The organism is Tardiphaga sp. vice154 (genome assembly GCF_007018645.1).
Lineage (GTDB): Bacteria > Pseudomonadota > Alphaproteobacteria > Rhizobiales > Xanthobacteraceae > Tardiphaga.
Window position 1 is genome coordinate 3,775,160 of record NZ_CP041399.1, and the last position, 25,019, is coordinate 3,800,178.

26 protein-coding genes and 1 tRNA gene are annotated in these 25,019 nt (G+C 64.6%); 11 read left to right on the plus strand and 16 right to left on the minus strand.

Translation table 11 applies throughout. From position 1 onward, the window contains the following. Nucleotides 1-30 precede the first annotated feature (30 nt). Both FIU28_RS17705 and FIU28_RS17710 read right to left on the minus strand, forming a co-directional pair. Entirely contained in the window at nucleotides 31-561 is a 531-nt protein-coding gene (locus tag FIU28_RS17705; protein WP_143574509.1) for a gamma carbonic anhydrase family protein, read from the minus strand. A 47-nt stretch (nucleotides 562-608) separates the two neighbouring features. Continuing rightward, nucleotides 609-941 (minus strand): DUF6949 family protein, encoded by a 333-nt coding sequence (locus FIU28_RS17710; protein ID WP_143574510.1) that lies wholly within the window; start codon nucleotides 939-941, stop codon nucleotides 609-611. 204 nt (nucleotides 942-1,145) lie between these two features. On the opposite strand from FIU28_RS17710, the gene FIU28_RS17715 reads away from it, so the two are divergent. After that, nucleotides 1,146-1,856, plus strand: coding sequence for a hypothetical protein (locus tag FIU28_RS17715; protein ID WP_143574511.1), 711 nt, complete (start codon nucleotides 1,146-1,148; stop codon nucleotides 1,854-1,856). 195 nt (nucleotides 1,857-2,051) lie between these two features. On the opposite strand, the gene FIU28_RS17720 is transcribed toward FIU28_RS17715, so the two are convergent. The 4 genes from FIU28_RS17720 to FIU28_RS17735 form a co-directional block, all read right to left on the minus strand. Continuing rightward, nucleotides 2,052-2,270, minus strand: coding sequence for a DUF3126 family protein (locus FIU28_RS17720; RefSeq protein WP_143574512.1), 219 nt, complete (start codon nucleotides 2,268-2,270; stop codon nucleotides 2,052-2,054). Nucleotides 2,271-2,389: 119 nt separating this feature from the next. Then, complete coding sequence (gene cysE / locus FIU28_RS17725) at nucleotides 2,390-3,217, minus strand: serine O-acetyltransferase (protein WP_143574513.1); 828 nt, start codon at nucleotides 3,215-3,217, stop codon at nucleotides 2,390-2,392. A 220-nt stretch (nucleotides 3,218-3,437) separates the two neighbouring features. Then, complete coding sequence (locus tag FIU28_RS17730) at nucleotides 3,438-4,190, minus strand: alpha/beta fold hydrolase (RefSeq protein ID WP_143574514.1); 753 nt, start codon at nucleotides 4,188-4,190, stop codon at nucleotides 3,438-3,440. Between the two features lie 54 nt (nucleotides 4,191-4,244). Next, nucleotides 4,245-5,393 (minus strand): hypothetical protein, encoded by a 1,149-nt coding sequence (locus FIU28_RS17735; protein ID WP_143574515.1) that lies wholly within the window; start codon nucleotides 5,391-5,393, stop codon nucleotides 4,245-4,247. A 261-nt stretch (nucleotides 5,394-5,654) separates the two neighbouring features. Between FIU28_RS17735 and FIU28_RS17740 the strand changes: the two genes are divergently transcribed. Next, nucleotides 5,655-5,900, plus strand: coding sequence for a zinc-finger domain-containing protein (locus tag FIU28_RS17740; protein ID WP_143574516.1), 246 nt, complete (start codon nucleotides 5,655-5,657; stop codon nucleotides 5,898-5,900). A gap of 9 nt (nucleotides 5,901-5,909) precedes the next feature. Continuing rightward, nucleotides 5,910-7,067, plus strand: a complete 1,158-nt coding sequence (locus tag FIU28_RS17745) for an FAD-dependent monooxygenase (RefSeq protein WP_143574517.1) — start codon at nucleotides 5,910-5,912, stop codon at nucleotides 7,065-7,067. A 19-nt stretch (nucleotides 7,068-7,086) separates the two neighbouring features. Here FIU28_RS17745 and FIU28_RS17750 read toward each other — a convergent pair whose 3' ends face one another. The 4 genes from FIU28_RS17750 to FIU28_RS17765 form a co-directional block, all read right to left on the minus strand. Further along, nucleotides 7,087-7,473, minus strand: coding sequence for a twin-arginine translocation pathway signal (locus FIU28_RS17750; protein WP_143574518.1), 387 nt, complete (start codon nucleotides 7,471-7,473; stop codon nucleotides 7,087-7,089). Between the two features lie 75 nt (nucleotides 7,474-7,548). Further along, nucleotides 7,549-7,635, minus strand: a tRNA-Leu gene (locus FIU28_RS17755). Nucleotides 7,636-7,703: 68 nt separating this feature from the next. Next, nucleotides 7,704-7,931, minus strand: coding sequence for a hypothetical protein (locus FIU28_RS17760; RefSeq protein WP_143574519.1), 228 nt, complete (start codon nucleotides 7,929-7,931; stop codon nucleotides 7,704-7,706). 171 nt (nucleotides 7,932-8,102) lie between these two features. After that, the gene (locus FIU28_RS17765) at nucleotides 8,103-9,728 is read right to left on the minus strand and encodes an ABC transporter substrate-binding protein (protein ID WP_143574520.1); all 1,626 of its coding nucleotides are present in this window, start codon (nucleotides 9,726-9,728) and stop codon (nucleotides 8,103-8,105) included. Between the two features lie 283 nt (nucleotides 9,729-10,011). On the opposite strand from FIU28_RS17765, the gene FIU28_RS17770 reads away from it, so the two are divergent. From FIU28_RS17770 to FIU28_RS17800, 7 genes are all read left to right on the plus strand, one after another. Beyond that, nucleotides 10,012-11,145 (plus strand): M20/M25/M40 family metallo-hydrolase, encoded by a 1,134-nt coding sequence (locus tag FIU28_RS17770; protein ID WP_143574521.1) that lies wholly within the window; start codon nucleotides 10,012-10,014, stop codon nucleotides 11,143-11,145. 205 nt (nucleotides 11,146-11,350) lie between these two features. Continuing rightward, a complete protein-coding gene (locus FIU28_RS17775; RefSeq protein WP_143574522.1) occupies nucleotides 11,351-12,292 on the plus strand; it encodes an ABC transporter permease in 942 nt (313 codons plus the stop codon). A 10-nt stretch (nucleotides 12,293-12,302) separates the two neighbouring features. Next, complete coding sequence (locus FIU28_RS17780; RefSeq protein WP_143574523.1) at nucleotides 12,303-13,187, plus strand: ABC transporter permease; 885 nt, start codon at nucleotides 12,303-12,305, stop codon at nucleotides 13,185-13,187. Nucleotides 13,188-13,207: 20 nt separating this feature from the next. After that, the gene (locus FIU28_RS17785; protein WP_143574524.1) at nucleotides 13,208-14,905 is read left to right on the plus strand and encodes an ABC transporter ATP-binding protein; all 1,698 of its coding nucleotides are present in this window, start codon (nucleotides 13,208-13,210) and stop codon (nucleotides 14,903-14,905) included. Between the two features lie 150 nt (nucleotides 14,906-15,055). Continuing rightward, nucleotides 15,056-16,588: a M81 family metallopeptidase gene (locus tag FIU28_RS17790; protein ID WP_143574525.1), complete on the plus strand. Its 1,533-nt coding sequence runs from the start codon at nucleotides 15,056-15,058 to the stop codon at nucleotides 16,586-16,588. Between the two features lie 4 nt (nucleotides 16,589-16,592). Beyond that, the gene (locus tag FIU28_RS17795; protein ID WP_143574526.1) at nucleotides 16,593-17,759 is read left to right on the plus strand and encodes a M20 aminoacylase family protein; all 1,167 of its coding nucleotides are present in this window, start codon (nucleotides 16,593-16,595) and stop codon (nucleotides 17,757-17,759) included. A gap of 283 nt (nucleotides 17,760-18,042) precedes the next feature. After that, a complete protein-coding gene (locus FIU28_RS17800) occupies nucleotides 18,043-18,933 on the plus strand; it encodes a crotonase/enoyl-CoA hydratase family protein (RefSeq protein ID WP_143574527.1) in 891 nt (296 codons plus the stop codon). Nucleotides 18,934-19,063: 130 nt separating this feature from the next. On the opposite strand, the gene FIU28_RS17805 is transcribed toward FIU28_RS17800, so the two are convergent. From FIU28_RS17805 to FIU28_RS17815, 3 genes are all read right to left on the minus strand, one after another. After that, nucleotides 19,064-20,038, minus strand: coding sequence for an NADPH:quinone oxidoreductase family protein (locus FIU28_RS17805; protein ID WP_143574528.1), 975 nt, complete (start codon nucleotides 20,036-20,038; stop codon nucleotides 19,064-19,066). Beyond that, a complete protein-coding gene (locus tag FIU28_RS17810; protein ID WP_143574529.1) occupies nucleotides 20,038-20,664 on the minus strand; it encodes a 2-hydroxychromene-2-carboxylate isomerase in 627 nt (208 codons plus the stop codon). The genes FIU28_RS17805 and FIU28_RS17810 overlap by 1 nt, the downstream gene beginning before the upstream one ends. 138 nt (nucleotides 20,665-20,802) lie before the next feature. Then, a complete protein-coding gene (locus FIU28_RS17815) occupies nucleotides 20,803-21,507 on the minus strand; it encodes a glutathione S-transferase N-terminal domain-containing protein (RefSeq protein WP_143574530.1) in 705 nt (234 codons plus the stop codon). 116 nt (nucleotides 21,508-21,623) lie between these two features. On the opposite strand from FIU28_RS17815, the gene FIU28_RS17820 reads away from it, so the two are divergent. Then, nucleotides 21,624-22,646, plus strand: coding sequence for a methionine synthase (locus FIU28_RS17820; RefSeq protein ID WP_143574531.1), 1,023 nt, complete (start codon nucleotides 21,624-21,626; stop codon nucleotides 22,644-22,646). Between the two features lie 130 nt (nucleotides 22,647-22,776). Here FIU28_RS17820 and FIU28_RS17825 read toward each other — a convergent pair whose 3' ends face one another. From FIU28_RS17825 to FIU28_RS17835, 3 genes are all read right to left on the minus strand, one after another. After that, the gene (locus FIU28_RS17825) at nucleotides 22,777-23,394 is read right to left on the minus strand and encodes a hypothetical protein (protein ID WP_143574532.1); all 618 of its coding nucleotides are present in this window, start codon (nucleotides 23,392-23,394) and stop codon (nucleotides 22,777-22,779) included. Nucleotides 23,395-23,572: 178 nt separating this feature from the next. Continuing rightward, a complete protein-coding gene (gene gpt / locus FIU28_RS17830; protein ID WP_143574533.1) occupies nucleotides 23,573-24,097 on the minus strand; it encodes a xanthine phosphoribosyltransferase in 525 nt (174 codons plus the stop codon). Between the two features lie 9 nt (nucleotides 24,098-24,106). Beyond that, nucleotides 24,107-24,850, minus strand: a complete 744-nt coding sequence (locus tag FIU28_RS17835; protein WP_143574534.1) for a competence/damage-inducible protein A — start codon at nucleotides 24,848-24,850, stop codon at nucleotides 24,107-24,109. Nucleotides 24,851-25,019 lie beyond the last annotated feature (169 nt).

Consider the following 25,019-nt stretch of genomic DNA (forward strand, 5'->3'; position numbering starts at 1 on the left):
CCTGTCGCGTGGCGATGATAAGAAATCCCGTCAGCCGATTTTCTTCATGCCCTGTTTGAACCGCGGGCCATTCGCCGCGTAGAATTTCGCGGCGCTGCCCATCGCAGCGATCTGCTCGGGCGACAGCGTACGAACGACGCGTGCGGGCGCGCCGATGATCAGCGAATTTTCCGGAAACTGCTTTCCTTCGGTGATCACCGCGCCCGCACCGACCACGCTGTTGCGGCCGATCACCGCGCCGTTCATCACGATCGACCCCATGCCGATCAACGCGCCGTCCTCGATGGTGCAGCCATGCAGGATGACGTTGTGCCCGATCGTGCAGTTGGTGCCGATGGTCAGCGGGAATCCCTTGTCGGTGTGGCAGGTGCAGTTGTCCTGCACGTTGGAGCCCTCGCCGATCTCGATCCATTCATTGTCGCCGCGCAGTACGGCGCCGAACCAGACGCTGGCGGCAGCTTTCAGACGGATCTTGCCGATCACCTCTGCGCTGTCGGCGATAAAAAAATTGCCGTCGGCGGGAAGTTCGGGGCCCTGCCCGTCGAGTTCGTAGATCGCCATGGTTTCTTGTTCTCCCTTTCGGGAGACCTTGGCATGGATTGCAGCGATTATGCCAGCAGGCCCAGGGCCCGCAGCGTCATGACCACGAACGTGCCGGACATCAGGCTCCAGAAGCCGGCCAGCACGGTCGCCATCATCACGAACCGGATGCGATATTGCTGGACCACGCGGCGGCCGAGCAGCGTGTTGCGCATGATGATGAAGGGCGCGGCGAACACCAGGAATGGCACGGCGGCGAAGGCCGTGGGCCTGGCGCGATGCTGCAGCAGCGCGAAGCCGGCGGGGCGCTGAAGCAGCGCCTGATATCCGCTGGTCAGCAGGCCCGCCAGTGCGAAGCCGATGCACAGCTCAAACAGGGAATTCAACGCTTGCGGCGACATCGAGGATCTTTCCTACACACGACAACGCGCCTTGATCGCAAAATCCAGGGTTCTGCGCCACGACATCCTTAATGGAAGGTTAATGCGCGACCTTGGTGCAATCCATGGCTACCACTCCTGGCGAATAAATCGCCCCGGCGTTAACCCTGTGCTGGGGGTTTTGCGGTTGATTGGCGCCAGGTTCTGTCTCTTACCTGCGTACCCATGACCCTCACCTATCCGACCCAATCCCCGATACGGCGACGCCGCCGCAAGTCCCGCAGCCACCTCGTTCCGGTCATGATCGGCGCGGCACTGGCGTTCGGCGCGATCGCGCTGATCGGCTATCTCTTGTGGCCGACCTGGCAGAGCGCTCGCGCCGGCGATCCCGACCGGATCCCGGTCAGCGTCGGCGGCACGCTGTTCAACGTCGACAGCCACGCGTTTCGCCGCAAGGTGCAGAAGCACTCGGGCCCGCAGGAACGCGTCGATCTGAGCTATCTGTATCCGTCGCTGCAGGCCACCGACGTGCCACGCCATGTCAGCGTCGAGGCGTTCGAGGAGGCACCGCAGCCGATCGACCGCATCTTCCTGTCGATCTCGGCACATCATGACGTGATGTCGCCGGAGACGCGGCTGCGCACGATCTATCCGCGCTACAGCGATCAGGTCATGGCGCCGCAGGACGGACTGGCGACGCGGCCATTTCGCGATGCCACGCCCTACAGCAACGAAGACCTGTTTATCGGGAATGAGTCCGCTCTGGTGGCGCGTTGCACCCGCGACGGCAAGACGCCCGGCATGTGCCTGAGCGAACGCCGCATCAACGGCGCCGATCTCAGCTTCCGCTTCCCGCGCGCATGGCTGGCGCAATGGCGCGACGTCGGCGAAGCGATGGACACGCTGACGACGCAGCTGGCGGGTCCGCGGGGGTAGCATTGGGGGAACGGACGGCGGTCGTAACATCCCTCCCCCTTGCGGGGAGTGTCGGCCGAACGACAACGATGCGCAGCATCGTTGGAAGTGGAGGCCGGGGTGGGGGTAGCCCCACGCACCGGTTTTCCGTGGGGCTACCCCCACCCGACCGCGCTACGCGCGGCCACCCTCCCCGCAAGGGGGAGGGGAAAAGGCTCAGCCGTTGTCGACGAGGTCTTCTTCCAGGATCGCCATCTGGAACTGAAACGAGCGATCTTCGTCCTCGTCATCGACGAACAGCACGCCGATGAACTCCTCGCCGATATAAACTTCGGCCGAGTCGTCCTTTTTGGGCCGCGGCACGACGCGGAGCTTCTGGTTGCCGAACACGCGCTTGAGATAGGCGTCGAGCTTTCTGACTTCCTGAACGTCCACAGGTGTCTCCAATGCAATTGATGGGGGGTGGGCTGATGGCGAAGCTTTAATGCGAGACGACGCCCGCGGCTAGGCTGTTTGTCGAGAAATCACCAGCGCCGTTCAAGGCGGCGCGAAAATCACAGCCCGGTCGCGTTGAGCATCTGGTTCATGGTGCGCGACGGCTCGGCACAGCCGGCCTCGCCGACGATCTTGGCGGGCACCCCGGCCACGGTGACGTTGTGCGGCACCGGCTTCACGACCACCGAGCCCGCGGCGATGCGCGCGCAATGGCCGACCTCGATATTGCCGAGAATCTTGGCGCCGGCACCGATCAGCACGCCGCGGCGAATCTTCGGATGGCGATCCTCGTTCTCCTTGCCGGTGCCGCCGAGCGTGACGCCGTGCAAGATCGAGACATCGTCCTCGATCACCGCGGTCTCGCCGACGACGAAGCCGGTGGCATGATCGAGGAAGATGCCGCGGCCGATCTTCGCGGCCGGATTGATGTCGGTCTGGAACACCGCGGACGCCCGGCTCTGCAGGTACCAGGCAAAGTCCTTGCGGCCCTTGTTCAGCAGCCAGTGCGCAAGGCGATGGCACTGGATGGCGTGAAAGCCCTTGAAGTACAAAAGCGGATCGATGAAGCGCGTGGTTGCCGGATCGCGGTCGAACACCGCGACCAGATCGGCACGAAACGCATTGCCGATATCCGGCTCGTCGCGCAGCGCCTCGTCGAAGGTCTGGCGGATCAGGTCGCCCGACAGCGCAGAGTGATCGAGCCGCTCGGCGACACGATGCACCACCGAGTCTTCCAGGCGCGTATGGTTGAGCACCGTCGAATACAAAAACGACGCCAGCTCCGGCTCACGCTGCACGATGTCTTCAGCTTCGGCGCGGATCCGATCCCAGATCGGATCCAGCGTTGCCAGTTTCGTCGTCTGCGAATTAACGCTCTGCACGGCCATGATGGACTCGCAAATCTCTGTCTTTGGTCGTGCAGTATAGCACAACCAGCGGCGCTGTCGCGAAGCGCAAGGCGGCCGGATGAAACATCAGTCAACCCGAGAACACCTTCCAAGCCGTTGACTCTGCAGGCATTCCCTAATCGGACACGAATTGCCTGCGTGCAAGGCCTGCCTCCGAAATGGGCTGTCGGCCGGCCAATTCAAGGGTGGCCGGCCAGCCTCAGGGCCGGCGCGACAGAAACGCCAGCACACCTTCCTTGTAGACGCGGTCGCCGACCGCGCGCATGTGGTCGCGGTTCGGGATGTCGAGCACTTCGGAGCCCGGGATCAACTGTTGCAGCTCCTGCGCGGAGCCGGCGATCTCGTCGATGGTGCCAACCGCGATCAGGGTCGGTACCTTGATGTCGGCGGCTTCTTCCCTTGTCATCAGCCGGCGCGAGCCGCGCATGCAGGCGGCGAGCGCCAGCCGATCGGAACGGGTCTGGTCGGCGAAGGCGCGAAAGGTGCGGCCGACGGGATCGCTGACGTCGTCGAGCGAATCGGCTTCCAACGCTATCGCGACATTCTCGCCGGGACCGCCGCCGATCACCAGGCCGATGCCCAGACCGGCGATGATGGCGCTGCGGATCAGTTCCGGATTGTTCGCGGCCAGCAGCGCGGTGATGCGCGCGCCCATCGAATAGCCCATCATGTCGGCGCGGTAGATCCCCAGATGCGCCATCAGCGCGCGGACGTCACCGGCCATGAGTCCGAGATGATAGTCTTCGGGGTCATACAGTTTGGTGGACTCGCCATGGCCGCGATGATCCAGCGCGATGACCCGCTTGCCGTGTTTCTTCAGCTCGGAGACCCAGGTCGGATACACCCAGTTGACGTTCTTGCTGGAGGCAAAGCCGTGCACGAGGACGATCGGCTCGCCTTCGCCTTCATCGAGATAGGCAATCTCAACAGCGCCGTTGTGAAAACTCGGCATCCAATATTCCGTTTATGATGGTGAGGGTGTTGGGTGGTCGGCGGGAGGCACAGTTTAGCCGTGCAGCGAGGCCGCCGCCAGAGTCGGTCGCAAGGCCATTTCATGGCGCGATTGCAGCACGCGGCGCGCCTTGCGTGCTCGGGAGCGTTGCAGCCACGACCAAGTGACGCGCTCGGTCGCCGCCTTGATCGAGCAGACGAAGCCGAACAGCGTCAGCAATGCCCAGAATACCCACATCGTCATGTTGAAGGCGCCGACCGCCAGCAGGATGGCGCCGCGACCGAACATCTTGAGTATCGCGCGGGTCTGGCCGCCATTTTTCTCGGCCAGCTTGGCGATGCGCGCGACATCTTTCGGCCCCTGCGCGATGCGCAGCGTATCCATCGCGCCGCGCACGCCGGCTTTTTCGCCGACGCGGCCGGCATCCTGCGCCAGCTTGACCAGATCGCCGGCCTTGTCGCCGCGAAAGGCGGCCTTGACCGCGGTGATGGTCTTGCCCGGCCGCAGCATCGAGGCATCGGCCAGCGCACCGGTTAACGCCGGCGTATCGACGATAGTGCGAGCCGAGCGTCCCACCCAGGCCGTCAGTCCTTCGCCGAGCCGGCCGACCTTGCGGGCGTCCTTCACCAGCGACAGCCCTGCCCGCACCGGCGTGGCGCCGCCCACGGTGGCGTAAGTCGCCGCGGTGACGGCGAGCCCCGCGGCAGCCAGCCCGAGAATCAGATGATCGGCGTCCTCGCCCATCGCCAGATGCTTGCCCTCGCGGACGACGTCGCGAATGTCGCCGTAGACGAACAGGTCGCCGGCGACCGTGCCGGACATGCTGCCAATATCGTCGGCCTGCCCGGTCACGAAACCACTGGCGAATTTGGCGGCGAAATTCGACGCGGAGTTCTGCTCGGTGACGGCGTCAGCGACACGCTTGGTCAGATCTGCGGACAGAGGTACCTGCCTGGCGGCGGCGAGCTCGACGAAGCTATTGGCCAGATCGGCATCCTTGGCGGCCAACGCTTCTTCGATATTGCGAGCCAGCACGCCGGGATCGGTCCGCATGGCTGCCGAAACCTGCGCGTCGGCCAGCGCGACGGGATCGTCCTGCGCCACCAGCACGGCGCCGGCGTCGCGGGCCTGCGGCAACAGCAACAGGCCGATGGTCGCGCAGACCGCAACCCCCGTCAGTGCCGTGTCGAGCCGGTATCGCATCCGCCAGTCCTGATCATGCATCCCGAGCAGAGATGGTATGCCGTTTTTTAGACACAACCGCCCCGACGAAAGAAGGGCTTCTCTAACCCAACGGGATTGTGTCGAATTTGCTCCATCGCACCGACTTGCAGTCGGCCCGCAGGCGACGGTCAGGGCTGCTTCCGGCTCCCTAGGAATCATCTTCGGGGGACACTATGGTGCGTCGCACTGAATGGCGCGCGGCAACTGGTTCGCCGCCATTGCGAGCAGAGGTAGATCAAGATGGCCGACCACGTCGTTCCGCACTTCCACAATGATGCCGGCGTCCCGATCATCGAGATCGGTTCGAAGGAATTCATGTGCGTCGGCGCCAACCCGCCATTCGACCATCCGCACGTCTTCCTCGACCTCGGCAACGACAACGAGATCATCTGCCCTTATTGCTCGACCCTGTACCGCTTCGCAGCGGACCTTGGCGCCGGCGAGGCTCGCCCGCCGGAATGCGTGCTGAAAGACAAGGTCGCCTGATCCCGGTCGGTGTCAGGATCGCGCCGCATCGTCATCGCCGGTGCCGGCATCGGCGGGCTGACCGCCGCACTGGCGCTGGCCGAGCGGGGCTTTTCGGTCTGCATCCACGAAAAGGCTGAGCGGCTGCAGGAGGTCGGTGCCGGGCTGCAATTGTCGCCCAATGCCAGCCGCGTGCTGATCGGGCTCGGCCTCGGCCCCCGCCTTGCGGCGGTTGCAACGAGGCCGGAGGCCGTCAGCATCATGACGGCGCGCAGCGGCGGTGAAGTGAGCCGCCTGCCCTTCGCCGCGTCTGACACGGCATCCTATTGGGTCATGCACCGCGCCGACCTGCAGGCCGCCTTACTGGCCGCCGTGCAGGATCATTCGCAGATTGAATTGCAACTCGCCCACCCGTTCAGCGGTTTCAGCATCGCTGACGACGGCTCCGTGGAAATTCCCGGCGAGGCGCCGGGGCTGGCGCTGATCGGCGCCGACGGGGTCCGCTCACAGGTGCGGCAGCTATTGTTTCCCGCCGTGCAGCCGACCTTCTCCGGACAGGTCGCCTGGCGCGGCTCTATCGAGAACAGCCGCCTGCCCTGCGCCTTCCCGCCACGCCGCGTGCAATTGTGGATGGGGCCGCGGGCGCATCTGGTGGCCTACCCGATGTCCTCCGGCGAGCAGGTCAATGTGGTCGTCATCATGCCCGGCCGGCTCGACGACGCCGACTCAAGCGCGACCAAGATCGCGGACCATTTCCGGGCTTCGCGCTGGCCGGCGCCGGCGCTGGCTTTGATCGGCGCCGTCGCCGAATGGCGGCGCTGGCCGCTGTCGACACTGCCCGATGGCGGCGTCTGGAACGCAGGCCCCGTGGCCCTGCTCGGCGACGCCGCCCATGCCATGCTGCCGTTCGCCGCCCAGGGCGCCGGCATGGCGATCGAGGATGCCGCCGTGCTGGCGCAATGCCTGGCGGATGCCGCTCGAGAGCCCGAGACCGTTCCGGCCGCGCTGGCGCGCTATGCGGCGCTGCGCGCGCCGCGGGTCGGAAGGGTGCAGCGCACCGCGCGGCAATCCGGCCAGATCTATCATCTGCAGGGACCGATGGCGCTGGCGCGCGATCTGGCGATGCGGGCGCTCGGCGCGCCGGCGCTGCAGGCCCGGCAGAACTGGATCTATGACTGGGTGCCGTGAAGGAAAGAGTTTGCTGGCGTTAGCGAGGCCGTGTCGGCTTCGCGGCGGCTGCCGGCGACAGGATCGGCGGCGCGGTCTCCGTGCATTTGCTGCGCTGCCAGGCCTCTTCCGCCAGCTTCGCCGACGCCCGCGCCGAGATGTAATCATTGCGATACACCGCCTCGCCGACCACCGTTCCTGCGGCGCCGGTCCGCGCCTTGTCGATCAGCCCCTGCAGCTCCGCGGTGCGCCTGGCCATCGTCTTGCGCTCGGTGTCGAGCTGGCTGCAGTCGTAAAGCTCATATTTGGCGGGATCGACGAAGGCTCCGGAGATGAAGCTGTCACCAATGCCGGCACATCCGGCCAGGCCGATGCCCAGCGCCACGATGGCCGCGCGTGCGACCCAGGGGGAATGTAAATCGATCATCCAGTTTGGTACCCCGACAACGTTGAGGTTGCGTAAAGCACCGGCCGGTGACCGGATTGAGGCCGGGGTGGTGCTTGGTGCGGACGGCGGGAATCGAACCCGCACGACGTTGCCATCGAGGGATTTTAAGTCCCTTGCGTCTACCAATTCCGCCACGTCCGCGCCGGGCCTACTTCACGTTTTTCGGCAGCGGGGTCAACGCATGTTTTTCAATTGCTGGCGGCCGAGCCTTACGTGCGCTCGATCTTGCCGCTGAACAGCGGCAACGGCACGACCTTTTCGCGCAAGGCCTTGGCCTGCATCTGGCAGACGCAGAGCGGCTCGCCCTTCAGCTTGGTGCAACGGCACGGATAGCCATAGGCGAATTCGATCAAGGCATCGACGTCGCCCGCCCCGATCGCCTGTTCGACGCGCTCGCCATAGGTGGTGGCGGTGTATTTGCTGCCGCTGTTCGTCATGTGATGTCTCGTGCGGGACCAGAGGAAAGCGATGCCCGATCTTGGCAACGCTTCTACAGCCAATCCGCGACGCCGCAAATAGCTCCATCGCATGTCCCAAACGCACTGCGCCGGCCCGATCGCTCGGGCCGGCGCAGCCGCAGGATCAATCCTCCGCCGAAGCGGCGCGGATCAGTCCTTTTTGTCGATGTTCCAGAACACCGGGGTAGCGGCGCCCGGCAACACGCCGGTCAGCGAGGTGCGCCATACGCTCGGCACCTGATACTCGCCGAGCGGAAGATACGCGACCTGTTCAAGCGCCCGGGCCTGCACTTCCGCAGCGGCGGCTTTCTGTTCTTCCGGCGTCGCGGCGCGGGCGTACTTGTCGCGCAGCTCTTCCATCTTGGCGTCGTCATACCAGCCGAACCAGCCGCCGGTCTTGCCGCGGCCCTGCGTCGAGACGTTGGAGACCGGGTTCAGAATGTCCGCGACGACCCAGTTGGTGAAGAACATGTTCCAGCCGCCCTCCTTGACGGGCTTCTGGCTGGCGCGGCGGGTGACCACCGTCTGCCAGTCCGTGGCCTGCACCTCGACCTTGAAGCCAGCATCGCGCAGCAGCTGGGCTGCCACGATCGGCTGCGCCTTCAGCGTCGTGACGTCCGTTGGCGCCATAATCACGACGGGGGTTCCGTCATAACCGGACTCGGCCAGCGCCTTCTTGGCTTCCGCCATGCCGCTGCCCTTGATTCCGGTTTCCATACCGGCGTCCGTCGCATTCGGCGTGCCGCAGCCGAACATCGCGCCGCAGATCTTGTAGTATTCGGGATTGCCCACCAGCGCGTCGAGCACCGGTTTCTGGTTCATCGCCAGGAACGCGGCGCGGCGAACCTTGACGTTATCGAACGGGGGATAAATGAAATTCATCCGGCCAAGCGTCTGGTATCCGAGCGTATTGAGGACCTCGATCTTGAGCTCCTTGTCCTTGGACAGAACCGGCAGCAGATCGTAGGGGCCGTTCTCCATGAAGTCGATGTCGCCGGACTGCAGGGCGTTCACCGCGGTCTGCGCGTCGGGCATCGTGATCCACTCGACGCGATCGACCTTGACCACCTTGCCGCCGGCGGCCCAGCTCGCGGGCTCGGAGCGCGGCACGTAGTCCTTGTTCTTCTCATAGACCGCTTTCACGCCGGGCTGGAATTCAGCCTGCACGAACTTGAACGGACCGGAGCCGATCTGCTCGGCGATCGACTTGCCGGCGGGCGTTTCGGCCAGACGCTTCGGCATCATGAAGGGCACCAGGGACGACGGCTTGGCAATCGAGTCGATCACCAGGCCGTAGGGTTCCTTGAGCGTGAGCACGATGGTCTTGGCGTCGGGCGCCTCGATGCTCTTGGTGAAGTCCATGAGCTTCTGGCCCATGCCGTCATTCTTGCCCCAGCGCTTCAGCGAGGCAACACAATCTTCTCCCGTAACCGGCGGACCGTCATGCCACTTCAGGCCATCGCGCAGCGTGAAGGTGTAGACCAGCTTGTCGTCAGAGACCTTGAAGCTCGCCATCTGCGGCTGAACTTTGAAGTTCGCGTCCATCGCCAGCAAGGTGTCGTAAACCATGTAGCCATGATCGCGCGTGATGTACGCCGTGGTGATGCCCGGATCGATGACCCGCAGATCGGAATGCATCACCGCGGTGATGGTCTTGCCGGCTGCCAGCGCCGGCAGCGAGAACGCCGGCAGTGCCAATGCAGCCGCGACGAGCACGCCGGACAGCGTCACTTTGGAAAACGCTGCGGACTGCCGCCAGCGTGAGATGTAAGACATCGGTCTCTCCTGATTGGAAACTCATCATCGGTGGATGATTCATTATGCAACGCGATAGATTTTTAGGCGGCGTTGGCACGCTGTCTTTATCTTTTAGACATCAAAGACTTGCATCAAGCACGCGGCACGTCAATGCGGTATTGATGCAATGCACTTCACACGCGCGCCGCCGATTTGCCAATTCAAATCCAGTGCTGCTAGACCTCGCCGTACGGCTTCGCGTGCGGCTTCGCGCGAACCCGTGCGACGACGCGTGATATTCTCATCCACAAGGAAGTTGCCGATGAATCCCGCCAACCTGCCGTTCGATGTCGATGCGATGCTGCAAGGGCTGCGCGTCTGGGTCGAGTGCGAAAGCCCGACGTGGGACGCCAATGCCGTCAACAGCATGCTCGATCTTGCCGCGCGCGACATGGCGATCATGGGTGCGACCGTTGAGCGCATCGCAGGGCGCCAGGGATTCGGCGGCTGCGTTCGCGCGCGCTTTCCGCATCCGAAATTCGGCGAGCCGGGCATTCTGATCGCGGGGCACATGGACACCGTGCATCCGGTCGGCACCATCGAGAAGCTGAACTGGCGCCGCGAAGGATCGAAGTGCTACGGCCCCGCGATCTGCGACATGAAGGGCGGCAATTACCTCTCGCTCGAAGCGATCCGCCAGCTCGCCCGCGCGTCCTTCACCACGCCGCTGCCGATCACCGTGCTGTTCACGCCGGACGAGGAAGTCGGCACGCCGTCGACCCGCGACATCATCGAGGCGGAAGCCGCGCGCAACAAATATGTGTTGGTGCCGGAGCCCGCCGGCCGCGGCGGCCGCGGCGTCGTCACCGGCCGCTATGCGATCGCGCGCTTCAATCTCGAGGCCATCGGCAAGCCCAGCCATTCCGGCGCGACGTTGTCCAACGGACGCTCCGCGATTCGCGAGATGGCCCGCCAGATCATCGCCATCGACGAGATGACCGGGCCGGATTGTACCTTCAGCGTCGGCGTCGTGCATGGCGGACGATGGGTCAATTGCGTTGCCTCGTCCTGCACCGGCGAGGCGCTGAGCATGGCCAAGCGCCAGGCCGATCTCGACAAAGGCATCGAGCGCATGATGGCGCTGAACGGCACCACCAACGACGTGACCTTCAAGGTGACGCGCGGCGTGACCCGCCCGGTCTGGGAGCCCGACGCCGGCACGATGGCGCTGTACGAAAAAGCCCGTGCCATCGGCCGGGATCTCGGAATCGATCTCGGCCATGAGAGCTCTGGTGGTGGCTCCGACGGTAATTTCACCGGCGCGATGGGTATCCCCACACTCGACGGCCTGGGCGTGGTCGGCGCCGACATGCACACGCTTGGCGAATACATCGAAATCGACAGCCTTGTGCAGCGCGGTCGCCTGATGGCCGGTTTGCTGGCGACGCTGGATTGATGCACAAGGAAAAGGCAGTCTGCGCGCCATAGGCGGTGCACGGACGGCAATCCAAGGCTAAAACACTGGCACAGCTCTTGCTCCGCTGCATAAAGTCCGTTTCGACAGTGAGAACCATGAAAAATATCTGCAACGAGCCCAAATCGCTTCCGAACCCGCGCTGCCAGACGTCGTCGACGTCGGCCTGCGCCTGTTAGGAACGTCCATGCTTGGCTACCTCATTCGTCGCGTTCTCGCCGCCATTCCCGTCATGGGCGTGGTCGCGCTGTTCGTGTTCCTGTTGCTGCGGCTGACGCCCGGCGATCCCGCAGCGATTCTCGCTGGCGATAATGCGACGGCGGAACAGCTCGATCGCATCCGCACCCAGCTCGGCCTCAACGAGCCGCTCTATACACAGTTCTTTTCCTGGATCGGCCGGCTGCTGCACGGCGATCTCGGCACCTCGCTGATCTCCAACGTGCCGGTGATGCAGATGATCGGCCAGCGCGTCGAACCCTCGATATCAGTCGCATTGAGCGTCATGCTGGTATCGATTCTTGTCGCCGTGCCGCTCGGCGTCATCGCGGCGTGGAAGCACGGCACCTGGATCGACCGCTTCGTGATGGCACTGTCGGTGATCGGCTTCTCGGTCCCGGTGTTCGTGATCGGGTATGTGCTGATCCAGATTTTCGCGATCGAATTGCGCTGGGTCCCCGTGCAGGGCTTCCGGAGTATCTTCAAGGGATTCGGGCCGTTCTTCGAACGCATCGTCCTGCCGACGATCGCTCTGTCCTTTATCTATGTCGCGCTGATCGCCCGCATGACCCGCGCCGCGATGCTCGGCGTGCTCAATGAGGACTATGTCCGCACCGCGCGCGCCAAGGGCATCAACGAGTCCGGCGTTCTGCTGCGCCATGCGCTGCGCAATGCGGCCGTGCCCGTCATCACCGTGATCGGCACCGGCTTTGCGCTGCTAATCTCCGGCGTCGTCGTCACCGAGAGCGTGTTCAACCTGCCCGGCGTCGGGCGGCTGACGGTGGACGCGGTCCTGGCGCGGGACTTCCCCGTGATCCAGGCGATGATCCTGCTGACCTCCGGCATTTACGTCCTGGTCAATTTGCTGATCGATCTTGCGTATTCGCTGCTCGATCCCAGAATTCGTTACTAGGAATCCGTCAATGGCGACCGAAACACTTCCCAACACGGCCCTGCCGACGCGCGCCGGGCCGTCCCTCGGCTTCCTCACCTCGACGCCGATCATCGCGGTGGCGACGGTATGCCTTGCGCTGGTGATCCTGTCGGCGATCTTCGCGCCGTGGCTGACCTCGCATGATCCCCAATTGCTGCTGCCGGCAGAGCGGCTGAAGCCGTCGAGCTCCAAATACCTGCTCGGCACCGACGCCTACGGCCGCGACGTGCTGGCGCGCATTCTCTATGGCGGCCGCATCTCGCTCCTGATCGGCCTCGGCGCCGCGGGCATCAGCGTCGCCATCGGTCTGGTGATCGGCCTGGTGTCCGGCTTCTTCAAATGGGTCGATGCCATCCTGATGCGCGTGATGGACGGCTTGATGGCGATGCCGAGCGTGCTGCTCGCCATCGCCGTGGTGTCGCTGTCCGGCGCCAGCCTGACCACCGTGATGATCGCGATCACGATCCCGGAAATCCCGCGCGTCGCGCGCCTGGTACGCTCCGTCGTGCTGTCGGCGCGCGAGGAGCCCTATGTGGAAGCCGCGATCTCGCTCGGCTCCAGCCTGCCGAAGATCATGTGGCGGCATCTGATGCCGAACACCGTGGCGCCCTTGATCGTCCAGGGTACCTACATCGCGGCCTCCGCCATTCTCACCGAAGCGATCCTGTCGTTCCTCGGCGCCGGCATCAGCCCGGAAACGCCGACCTGGGGCAACATCATGGCCGAGGGCCGCGCCTTCTTCCAGATCAAGCCGTCGCTGATCTTCTGGCCGGGCCTGCTGCTGTCGATCGCGATCCTCTCCGTCAACCTGATCGGCGACGCGGCGCGCGATGCGCTCGATCCCCGCATGAAGCAGCGGGAGGCCGGCAAGTGAACGACCACGTGAACGCACCGATGAACGATCAACTGACCCAACAGCTCGGCAAGGCCGTCAACACCAGCCCGCTGGTGCTCGAAGTCGACAATCTCATTGTCGGCGTCGGCAAGGACGGCAAAGGCAAAAGGATCATCGACGGCATCTCGCTGCAGGTCCGCCAGGGCGAAACACTGTGCGTGGTGGGCGAGAGCGGCTCCGGCAAGTCGGTGACTTCGCTGGCGACGATGGGCCTGCTGCCCCGGGATTCGCTGAAGGCGACCGGCGGCAGCATCAAGCTGGTCGGCGAGGATGTATTGCAGGCCAGCGACCGACGGCTGCGGCAGTTGCGCGCCACCACGATGGCGATGATCTTCCAGGAGCCGATGACGGCGCTCAATCCCGTCGTCCCGGTCGGCAACCAGATCGACGAGGTGCTGCGCACCCATACCGACCTGAATTCGACGGCGCGCAAGAAGCGCATCCTCGACATGATGGACCAGGTCCGCCTGCCCGACGTGACCCGGATTTTCAAATCCTATCCGCACCGCCTGTCCGGCGGCCAGCGCCAGCGCATCATGATCGCAATGGCCCTGGTGCTGGAGCCCAAGCTGCTGATCGCCGACGAGCCGACCACCGCGCTCGACGTCACCACGCAGAAGCAGATCCTGTCCTTGATGCGCGATTTGCAGAAGGACCATGGCACCGCCGTGCTGTTCATCACCCACGACATGGGCGTGGTCGCCGAGATCGCCGATCGCGTCGCCGTGATGCGCCAGGGCCGGCTGGTCGAAACCGGCACGCTCGACGGCATCCTGCGCGCGCCGACGGAGGAATATACCCGCAACCTGCTGCAGGCGGTGCCGAGCCTGGTGCCGCGCCACGCGCGCGTCGAAGCGGGCTTCAACCCGATCGTGCTGGAAGCCAACGAACTCGGCAAGGTCTATCGCGAGCGTGGTTTCTTCGGCAAAGCCCGCGAAGTCGCGGCCGCCAAGGACGTCACGCTGACGCTGCGCAAGGGCCGCACGCTCGGCATCGTCGGCGAGAGCGGCTCCGGCAAGTCCACGGTGGCGCGCTGCCTGGTGCGGCTGATCGATCCGACCTCCGGCGGCATCCGCCTCGCCGGCCGCGAGATCTCCGACCTGTCGCGGTCCGCGCTGCGTCCGCACCGCAAGAAGATCCAGATCATTTTCCAGGATCCGTACCGCTCGCTCAATCCGCGCATCACCATCGGCGAATCGATTGCGGAGGGCCCGATCAATTACGGCACGTCGCACAAGGTCGCGATGGCGCGCGCGCGCGAACTGCTCGAACTGGTCGATCTGCCGGCCGACGCCGTGTCGCGCTATCCGCACCAGTTCTCCGGCGGCCAGCGCCAGCGCATCGCGATCGCGCGTGCGCTGGCGCTGGAGCCCGACGTGCTGGTGGCGGACGAGGCGTGTTCCGCGCTCGACGTATCCGTGCAGGCCCAGGTGCTGCGGCTGCTCGACGACATCCAGACCCGGCTCGGCATCGGCATCCTGTTCATTACCCACGATCTGCGCGTCGCAGCGCAAATTTGTGACGATGTCGCCGTGATGCAGCACGGCGTCGTGGTGGAACAGGGTCCGGCCGGCGAAGTCCTCACAAATCCGCAACAGGCCTATACCCGACAGCTGCTTGACGCGGCGCCCGGACGGGGATGGGATTTCGCCAACTTCCGGCCGGTCGCGGTCGAGTCGGTGGCCGCGGCGATCTAACCCCACTCTGTCATTCCGGGGCGTGAGCGCACCAGCGCGAGCGAACCCGGAACCTCGACGTGGGACGATGAACACTCCGAGATTCCGGGTTCGCATCAGCCGGCTACGCCGTCTGCTGCGCCCCGGAATGATGACCTAGATTGGACATTCATGACCCGTATCGCTGTCGGCGGCTTCCTGCACGAGACCAACACCTTCGCGCCGACCAAGGCGACGTATGATTCCTTCGTACACGGCGGCGGCTGGCCGGCGATGACGCACGGCTCCGACGTGCTGCGCGTGATGCGCGGCATCAATGTCGGCCTCGCCGGTTTTGTCGAGGACGCGGAGACGCGCGGCTGGGAGCTGGTGCCGACCATCGCCTGCGGCGCCAGCCCGTCGGCGCATGTGACGAAAGACGCCTATGAGCGCATCGTCACCGAGATGGTCGACGGCATCCAGGCGGCGCTGCCGCTCGACGCCGTCTATCTCGACCTGCACGGCGCGATGGTCACCGAACATCTCGACGACGGCGAGAGCGAGATCGCGGCCCGCGTCCGCGCCGTGATCGGCCCCGACGTCCCCTTCGTCGTCAGCCTCGACCTGCATGGCAACATCTCGCCCGAACTGGTCGAGAACACCGACGCGCTGATCGCCTATCGCACCTATCCGCATGTCGACATGGCCGACACCGGCCGCGCCGCCGCGCGCCACATGGCCCTGCTGCTCGCCGGCAACAAGTTCGCCAAGGCGTTCCGGCAGCTGCCGTTCCTGATTCCGATCAGCTGGCAGTGCACCAACGACCAGCCGACCAAGGGCATCTACGAAATGCTCACAGTCCTCGAGGACGATCAGGTCCCGACGCTGTCGTTCTGCCCGGGCTTTCCGGCCGCCGACTTCCCGCATTGCTGCCCGAGCGTGTTCGCCTATGGCGTGACGCAAGCCGATGCCGACGCCGCCGCCGATACCGTGGTGCGTCTGGTCAGCGGCCACGAGGATGATTTCGACGGCAGGATCTACACGCCCGACGAAGGCGTGCGGCATGCGATGGAACTGGCGAAGACGGCGAGCAAGCCGATCGTGATCGCCGACACCCAGGACAATCCCGGCGCCGGTGGCGATTCCGACACCACCGGCATGCTCGCCGCTTTGGTACGCAACAAGGCGACCAAGGCCTCGATCGGCGTGATCTACGATCCCGTCTCGGCTGCGGCCGCGCACGCCGCCGGCGAAGGCGCCAGCGTGACGCTGTCGCTCGGCGGCAAGTCCGGCATTCCCGGCGACGCGCCCTATGAAGCGACCTTCACGGTCGAGAAACTGTCCGACGGCATCTTCGTCGCCAATGGTCCCTATTACGGCGGGCGCGACATGGACATGGGCCCCTCGGCCTGCCTGCGCATCGACGATGTCCGCGTCGTGATCTCCTCGCACAAGGCGCAGCTCGCCGACCAGGCGATGTACCGCTTCGTCGGCATCGAGCCGACCACCGAATCCATCCTGGTCAACAAGAGTTCGGTGCATTTCCGCGCCGATTTCGAGCCGATCGCAGGCTCCCTGCTGATCTGCGCCGCGCCAGGCGCGATGCCGGCGGATACCTCGGTGCTGCCGTGGACCCGGTTGCGTCCGGGCATTCGTCTCAAGCCCAACGGCCAGCCCTTTACGCCGACCACCCCCTCGCCCGCCCTCGCGCCTGCAAACGGATAGTCCCATGCCCACACTCGACCGCATCGAAGGTTTCGCCGACGAACTCACCGCGATCCGCCGCGACCTGCACGCGCATCCGGAGATCGGCTTCGAGGAAGTCCGCACCTCCGGCATCGTCGCCGAGAAGCTCGAGAGCTGGGGCGTCGAGGTGCACCGCGGCCTCGGCACCACCGGCGTCGTCGGCGTGCTCCGCGGCAACGGCTCCGGCACCAAGCGCATCGGCCTGCGCGCCGACATGGACGCGCTGCCAATGGAAGAAAACACCAACCTGAAATGGCGCTCGACGATTCCCGGCCGCTTCCACGGCTGCGGCCATGACGGCCACACCACCATGCTGCTCGGTACCGCGCGCTACCTCGCCGAGACCCGCAATTTCGACGGCACCGTGCACTTCATCTTCCAGCCCGCCGAAGAAGGCCTCGGCGGCGCGCGCGCGATGATCAAGGACGGGCTGTTCGACAAGTTTCCTTGCGACGAGATTTATGGCCTGCACAACGCGCCCGATATGAACCACGGCGAGATCGCGATCTTCCCCGGCCCCGGCATGGCCGCCGCCGACTTCTTCGACATCACCATCACCGGCTACGGCGCGCATGGCGCGATGCCGGAGCGCTCCAAGGATCCGGTGGTCATCGCGATGACCCTCGGCCAGGCCATGCAGACCATCGTCAGCCGCAATGTCGATCCGCTGAAGTCGGCGGTGCTGTCGATCACCCAGATTCACTCCGGCTCAGCCTACAACGTGATCCCCGGCGACGCCAAACTGTGCGGCACCGTGCGAACCTTCGACGAGAAGATCCGCCTGCAGATCCGCGAGCGGATGCGTACGTTGGCCGCCGGCATGGCGACCGCCTTCGATGTCGAGATCAAGGTCGATATCCGCGACGGCTTCAGCGTGCTGATCAACCAGGAAGAACAGGCCAAGGCAATCGAGGAGGTCGCGCGCACCATCGTCGGCGACGACAACGTCTTCACCAAGGTGCGGCCGAAGATGGGTTCGGAAGATTTTGCCGACATGCTGCAGGCGGTGCCCGGCGCGTATTTCTGGCTCGGCCAGGAAGGCTCGGTGCCGGTGCACAATCCCGGCTATTATCTCGACGACAAGATCCTGCCGATCGGCGCCAGCATGTTCGCCCGCCTGATCGAAACCCGGCTGCCGGTCGCGGTCTAAGGCTGGCGACCTGCACAAACGGCGGCACTGTACGATCGCAGCGCCGCCGCGCTTGCCAGCTCGCCGCCTGCGACCAGGTCGCACGCGGCTGGCACATCACCCGTCGTCTGCTACAACTCTTCCCAAGCTGTCATTCCGGGGCGCGAGCGCACCAGCGCGAGCGAACCCGGAATCTCGACATGTTCAACGCAAAACATCTCGGGATTCCGGGTTCGCCCGGACTTCGCCCTCGCGCTCCGGAATGACAAACTAAAAACAAAAATATACCGGGAGCGAAACCAGCATGGCCTATGAGACCATTCTCTATGACGTCGCCGACCAGATCCTCACCATCACGCTGAACCGGCCGGACAAACTCAACGCCTACAATGCCACCATGCAGGCCGAGCTGATCGCGGCGTTCGATGCCGCCGACGCCGACGACAACGTCCGCGCCATCATCGTTACCGGCGCCGGCCGCGGTTTTTGCGCCGGCGCGGATCTGTCGTCCGGCGCCGACACGTTCGACCGTGATGCCCGCAAAGGCCCCGTCAAACGCCATGCCGACGGCAGCGTCGATTACAGCGACGACAAAGTGCGCGATGGCGGCGGCCAGGTCACGTTGCGCATCTTCAAATGCCTGAAACCGGTGATTGCCGCGGTCAACGGCCCCGCGGTCGGCATCGGCGCCACCATGCAGCTGGCGATGGACATCCGCATCGCCTCGGAGAATGCCCGCTTCGGCTTCGTGTTCTCGCAGCGCGGCATCGTGCCGGAAGCCGCCTCGAGCTGGTTCCTGCCGCGGCTGGTCGGCATTTCGCAGGCGCTGGAATGGTGTTTTTCCGGCCGGGTGTTTCCCGCCGCCGAAGCCCTCGAAGGCCGCCTCGTCAGCCAGGTGGTGCCGCCCGACGAGTTGCTGCCGACGGCGCGCGCGCTGGCGCGAACGTTCATCGACAAGACGGCGCCGGTGTCCGTGGCGCTGATCCGCCAGATGATGTGGCGCATGATGGGCGCCGACGATCCGATGGAGGCCCACAAGATCGACAGCCGCGGCATCTATGCACGAGGTCGTTCCGAGGACGTCAAGGAAGGCGTGATCGCGTTTCTGGAGAAGCGCCCGGCGGACTTCAGGAACAAGGTCAGCACGGACATGCCCGACTATTTCCCGTGGTGGGAAGAGCGGGAATACAAGTAGCCCTCGCCTGTCGTTCCGGGGCGCGAGGGCGCAGCCCGAGCGAACCCGGAATCCCGGGATGCTCATCGTCCCATGTAGAGGTTCCGGGTTCGCGCGCGCTGGTGCGCTCGCGCCCCGGAACGACGAGCGTTCACATCATCAGCGCCACGCGCCCGATCGCCTTGCGATTCATCAGCAGCCGCATCGCATGCGCCACATCTTCCAGTGGCAGCCGATGCGAGACGTTGGGCCGAACCTTGCCCTGCTCCGCCCATTGCAGCAGCGCCTTGATGCGTGCCTCGCCCACTGCCGGATTGCGCCGCGCGGCCTCGCCGGCGCGCACGCCGAGCACGCTGGCGCCCTTGATCAGCACCAGATTGGTCTTCGCCATGCCGATCCCGCCGGTGAAGCCGATCACCAGCAGCCGCGCGCCCCAGTTGATGCAGCGCACGCTCTGCTCGAACACCTCGCCGCCGACCGGATCGAACACCACATCGACGCCGCGGCCACCGGTGATCCGCTTCACGGCATCGCGAAACGGCTCAATGCCGTAGAGCACGCTGTGATCCGATCCACGCGTCCTCGCGACCGCGAGCTTGTCCTCCGATGAAGCAGCCGCAATGACCGTTGCGCCAAGCAGCCTGCCTATCTCCACTGCGGCGAGACCGACGCCGCCGCCCGCGCCGTGGACCAACAAGACTTCGCCTGGCCCTATCTGGGCGCGATCGACCAGCGCATGATAGGCCGTACCATGGGCGGCAAGAAACGTGGCGCCTTCCGCATAATCAAAAGTCGATGGCAGCGGCGTGATTTGCGACGGGGTCGCGATCACCTGATCGGCATAGCCGCCATGGCGCAGCTTGACGATGACGCGATCGCCGGGCTTCACGCCGGTGACGTCGCCAGACACCTCACTGACATCGCCCGCCGCTTCCATGCCCGGCGTGAACGGCAGATCCGGCTTGAGCTGATACGCGCCGGCCGTCATCAGGATGTCCGGAAAGTTAATGCCGGCAGCGCGCACCGCGACGCGAACCTGCCCGCCCTGCAATGGCGACGAGGTAAATTCCTCAATGCGCAAATCTTGGGGCGGACCGAGCGCGCGGCAAACGACGGCTCTCGGCATCAAGCGGCGCTTTCAGAGCCTGATGCGCCGGCGCGTCGGCGCTGCAGCGCCTCGCGGATCAGCGGCAGCCGGTCATTGCCGAAGTACATATCCGTCTTGTCGAGATAGATCGTCGGCGAACCGAAGCCGCCACGCGCGATCACCTCGTCGGTATTGGCCTTGAGCTGATCCTTGATCGCCTGATCCGCAATACCGACGAAGAATTTGGCGGGATCGATTCCCACGCGCGTGCAGATGTCGCCGAGCACTTCGTCCTGCGAAATGTCGCGGTCGTCGGCCCAATAGGCCTCGAATACCGCCTTTGCAAACGGCACCATGTCCGGTGCCATGAAGATGCAGCCGCGCATCGCTTTGACGCTGTTCACCGGAAACACCGTGGGCGGCATCTTGATCGCCAGACCCGACGAGCGCGCCCAATCGGCGAGGTCCTTCTTCATGTAGCGCGCCTTGGCCGGCACCGGCGTCTTGCGGGATTCATAGACGGTTGGATTGACGGAATTGAAGATGCCGCCCACCAGGATCGGGCGCCAGACGATGTCCTCACCGAACTCTTTGGCCAACGGCTGGATATTGTGGAACGCGAGATAGGTCCAGGGACTGGAGCAGTCGAAGAAGAATTCGATCATCGGGGTTTCCTCGGTGTTGTCATTCCGGGGCGCGGGCGGCGTCAGCCGAACGCGAACCCGGAATCTCGACGTGTTCAAAACATCTCGGGATTCCGGGTTCGCCGTCGCGCTCGCGCGCGATGCGCCCCGGAATGACAGCTAAGATTGCTGCTGCTGCGCGTGCGCCGGCGCGTCGACGCCGAACATGATCTTGCGCGCTTGCTCGTCCATCGGCTGCCGCGCCTGCTTGCCGACCGCGAGGCCCGCCTGCAGCGCCGGCCGCGCACGCAAACCCGCGTACCAGCGCTTGATGTTCGGATAGTCGTCCAGCGTCAGGCTCTGCGCCTTGTGGGTCATGATCCAGGGAAAACACGCCATGTCGGCGATGGAATAGTCCGCCGCGATATAGTCCCGGCCCTCGAGATGCGCGTCCAGGACGCCGTACAATCGCTTTGCCTCGCGCGTGTAGCGATCGATCGCATAGGGAATCTTCTCCGGCGCATAGAGCAGGAAGTGGCCGTTCTGGCCGAGCATCGGGCCGAGCCCGGCCATCTGCCACATCAGCCATTGCAGCACCTCGAGGCGCCCGCGCAAATCGGTCGGCAGGAAACGGCCGGTTTTTTCCGCCAGATAGATCAGGATCGCCCCGCTCTCGAAAATGCTCACCGCATCGCCGCCGTCGGCGGGCGCATGGTCTGTTATCGCCGGCATCCGGCCGTTGGGACTGAGCTTGAGAAATTCCGGCTGGAGCTGGTCGCCGCGGCCGAGCTGCATCGGCACCAACGTATAGGGCAGCCCGCATTCCTCCAGCATGATGGAGATCTTCCAGCCGTTCGGCGTCGGTGCGTAATGCAGGTCGATCATGGTTTCCCCATCTTGTTTTCATCGATCCTAGCGCCGCTTGGCCGGCGCGCCAATGCCTATACGCGCCGGGCTGGACATGGCAGATAGGTGGCAAATAGAAACCATGAGGAGACGCCATGCTGTTCCCGACCACGATCGCCGGCTCGCTGCCGAAGCCCGAATGGCTGGCCGAGCCCAACAAGCTGTGGCCGACCTGGCGTTCTTCCGGTGACGAACTGGCGCGCGCCAAGCGCGACGCGACCCTGCTGGCGGTCAAGGTGCAGGAGGACGCCGGCATCGACATCGTCACCGAAGGCGAGCAGGCGCGGCAGCATTTCGTCCATGGCTTCCTGGAAAAGGTCGGTGGCATCGACTTCGCCAACAAGGTCGAGATGGGCATCCGCAAGGACCGCTACAAGGCGATGGTGCCGCAGGTGGTCGCGCCCTTGCAACTGAAGGGCCGCGTCCATGCCTTCGAAGCACAGGCGGCGCGCGCGCATACCAAGAACAAGTTGAAGTTCACCCTGCCCGGTCCGATGACCATCATCGATACGCTCTCGGACAGTTACTACGGCGACCGCGTGAAAATGGCCTTCGCCTTCGCCGAGCTGCTCAACCAGGAAGCGCTGGCGCTGCAGGCCGACGGCGTCGACATGATCCAGTTCGACGAGCCGGCCTTCAACGTGTTCATGGACGAAGCGGCCGACTGGGGCGTCAAGGCGCTGGAGCGCGCGGCCCAGGGACTGACCTGCCAGACCGCCGTGCACATCTGCTACGGCTACGGCATCAAGGCCAATACCGACTGGAAGGACACGCTGGGCAGCGAGTGGCGGCAGTACGAGCAGATCTTTCCGGCGATTGACGCCAGTCCGATCCAGCAGGTCGCGATCGAATGCCGCAACTCGCGGGTGCCGCTGGAATTGCTGTCCCTGCTGAAGGGCAAGATCGTGCAGGCCGGCGTCATCGACGTCGCCAGCGACGCGGTCGAGACGCCGGGGGATGTGGTGGCCACCATCGAGGCGGTGATGAAGCATGTGCCGAAGGCGAACATCGTCGCCACGACCAATTGCGGCATGGCGCCGATGCATCGCGACATCGCGGAAGCGAAGCTGCGTGCGCTGGGTGCGGGCGCGAAGCTCGCGCGGGAGCGGTTGGGGTAAGCCCCAGACTGTCGTTCCGGGGCGCGAGCGCACCAGCGCGAGCGAACCCGGAACCTCGGCATGTTCAAAACAGTTCGGGATTCCGGGTTCGCGGCCGGCTCACGCCGTCCGCGCCCCGGAATGACGAGTTCTATGGTTGCGCGCTCGCATGCAGCAGCGGGCGATAGCCGGCGCGAAGCGCTTTCAGCGTCGACGGCGGCGTCAACAGAGGTGCATCAACCAGTTTGATGTCAACGGCATGATAGCCGACGAATGTCCATCGCAGCTGCCTGCCCTGCAAGATCATGTAAATTTCGCCGTTCATAGCCAGCATCGCGCCGTCGGGCAACGCGTCGATCGCACATGGCAGCGCATGCAATCGCTTCTTGCGGCCATCCAATCGCTCCACATGCAGCACCGCATCGATCTCGCTCGCCCGCACGCGGCTGATGCCGTTGCCCTCTTCCCATGCAGCGCGGAACGCATTCGCCTCGTCGCGGCGGCAATAAAAGCACGGACGGTGGCCGGCGGCGAGCGCGGTGGCCTCGTCGAGGAAGAACAGCTCGGTCCAGCTTCGCGTCGCCATCACCTCGCGGCGGCGGCCGCGGAACTCACAGACGCAGGTGATCCACGCCGGATTGCTCCAGCGTTTATTGAGCAGCGTTTTTGTTGAGGGATCGTGGATGATGCCGCGGTTGCCGGTGAACATCCCGCGCTCAGGTGTCGCGACGATGTCGCCAAACGGCGTGACGCGGTTTTGCAGCGGCATGGTCAATCACTCCGCAATGCCGACAGTTGAAACTCTAACTATCAGGCAAACGCTGCTGCGCCCCCTCTCCCCGTTGGGGTGAGGGTTGGGGTGAGGGGGTACCGGCCTATCGATAGGCCCCCTCACCCGACCGGGCTTCGCCCGCTCGACCTCTCCCCAACGGGGAGAGGTGAAAGGCTTACGCCGCGCCGTCCCGCATCGGCGGCTGGAAAGACAGGCCGAGGTCCCACGGAAAGAAGATCCAGGTGTCCTGCGACACTTCGGTGATGAAGGTGTCGACCAGCGGCCGGCCCATCGGCTTGGCGTAGATCGTGGCGAAATGGGCGTCGGGCAGCATGTCGCGCACGATGCGCGCAGTCTTGCCGGTATCGACGAGGTCGTCGATGATCAAGAGCCCCTTGCCGGTGCCGCCGCCGAGCTTTGCCGCATCGGCGGAGATGCCTTTCAGCACCTGGAGTTCGCCACGCGTGGTGTGCTCATAGCTGGCGATGCAGACGGTATCGATGATGCGGACGCCAAGTTCGCGCGCCACGATCGCGGCCGGCACCAGGCCCCCGCGGGTGATGGCGATGATCGCATGAAACGGACCGGCGCTGTTGAGGCGCCAGGTCAGCGCCCGGCAGTCGCGGTGGAATTGATCCCACGAGACCGGAAACGCCTTGCCGGCGCGCTCCTGGGCGCTCATTTCCGGATGTTCAGCCATGTCAGTTCCTCAATTTCCGATCTTCGGTGCATGCAGCGCCACCAGCATCTCTTTCACCGCCGCCATCGCCGCATCCAACTTGGCCTGGTCGCGCGAGCGCACCACCAGATTGACGTTCGGCTTTTGCGCGTCGTCGATGAACGGATAGCTGCCGATGATCGCATCCGGATGCGCCTTGGCGATCTCGCCCAGGGGACCGCCGAGATCGCCTTCGCGGGCGTCGGCACGCACCGTGTCTGACAGCATCCGCACGCCGGATCTCAACTTCGGCGACACGATGTCCATCATCGCCTGCATGATCGAAGGCACGCCAGCCATCACGATGACATTCTCGATCTTGAACCCCGGCGCCAGGATGGTGGCGCTCTGGATCAGGTCGGCACCATCAGGGATTCGCGCCATCCGCAGGCGGGCTTCGTTGAGATCGTCGCCGAACCGCTCCTTGAAGCGGGCGACCACCTCGGGATGGTGGTCGATCTTGACGCCGAACGCCTTGGCCACCGCGTCGGCGGTGATGTCGTCATGGGTCGGCCCGATGCCGCCGGTGGTGAATACGTAATCATAGCGTTGGCGCAGCGCGTTGAGCGCGGCAATGATCTCCGGCTCATCGTCGGAGACCACCCTGACCTCCTTGAGGTCGATGCCGATATTGGTCAGGTATTCGGCAATAAAACCGATATTCTTGTCCTTGGTCCGGCCCGACAGAATTTCGTCGCCGATCACCAGAATGCCTGCCGTGACTATGTCGCTCATCGATATTTCCTCACCGTTCCCCGCGACCATGCGCAGGCAAGGCCTTGATGTCACGGGCTTTTGCTGCCGAAACGTGCAGCTTCCCGCCGATTTTTCAGGCACCTCACTGGTGCCCTGCTACGAATTGCCCAGCTCGAATGCATATCGCGCTGGCCCGGCCCTTGCTAGC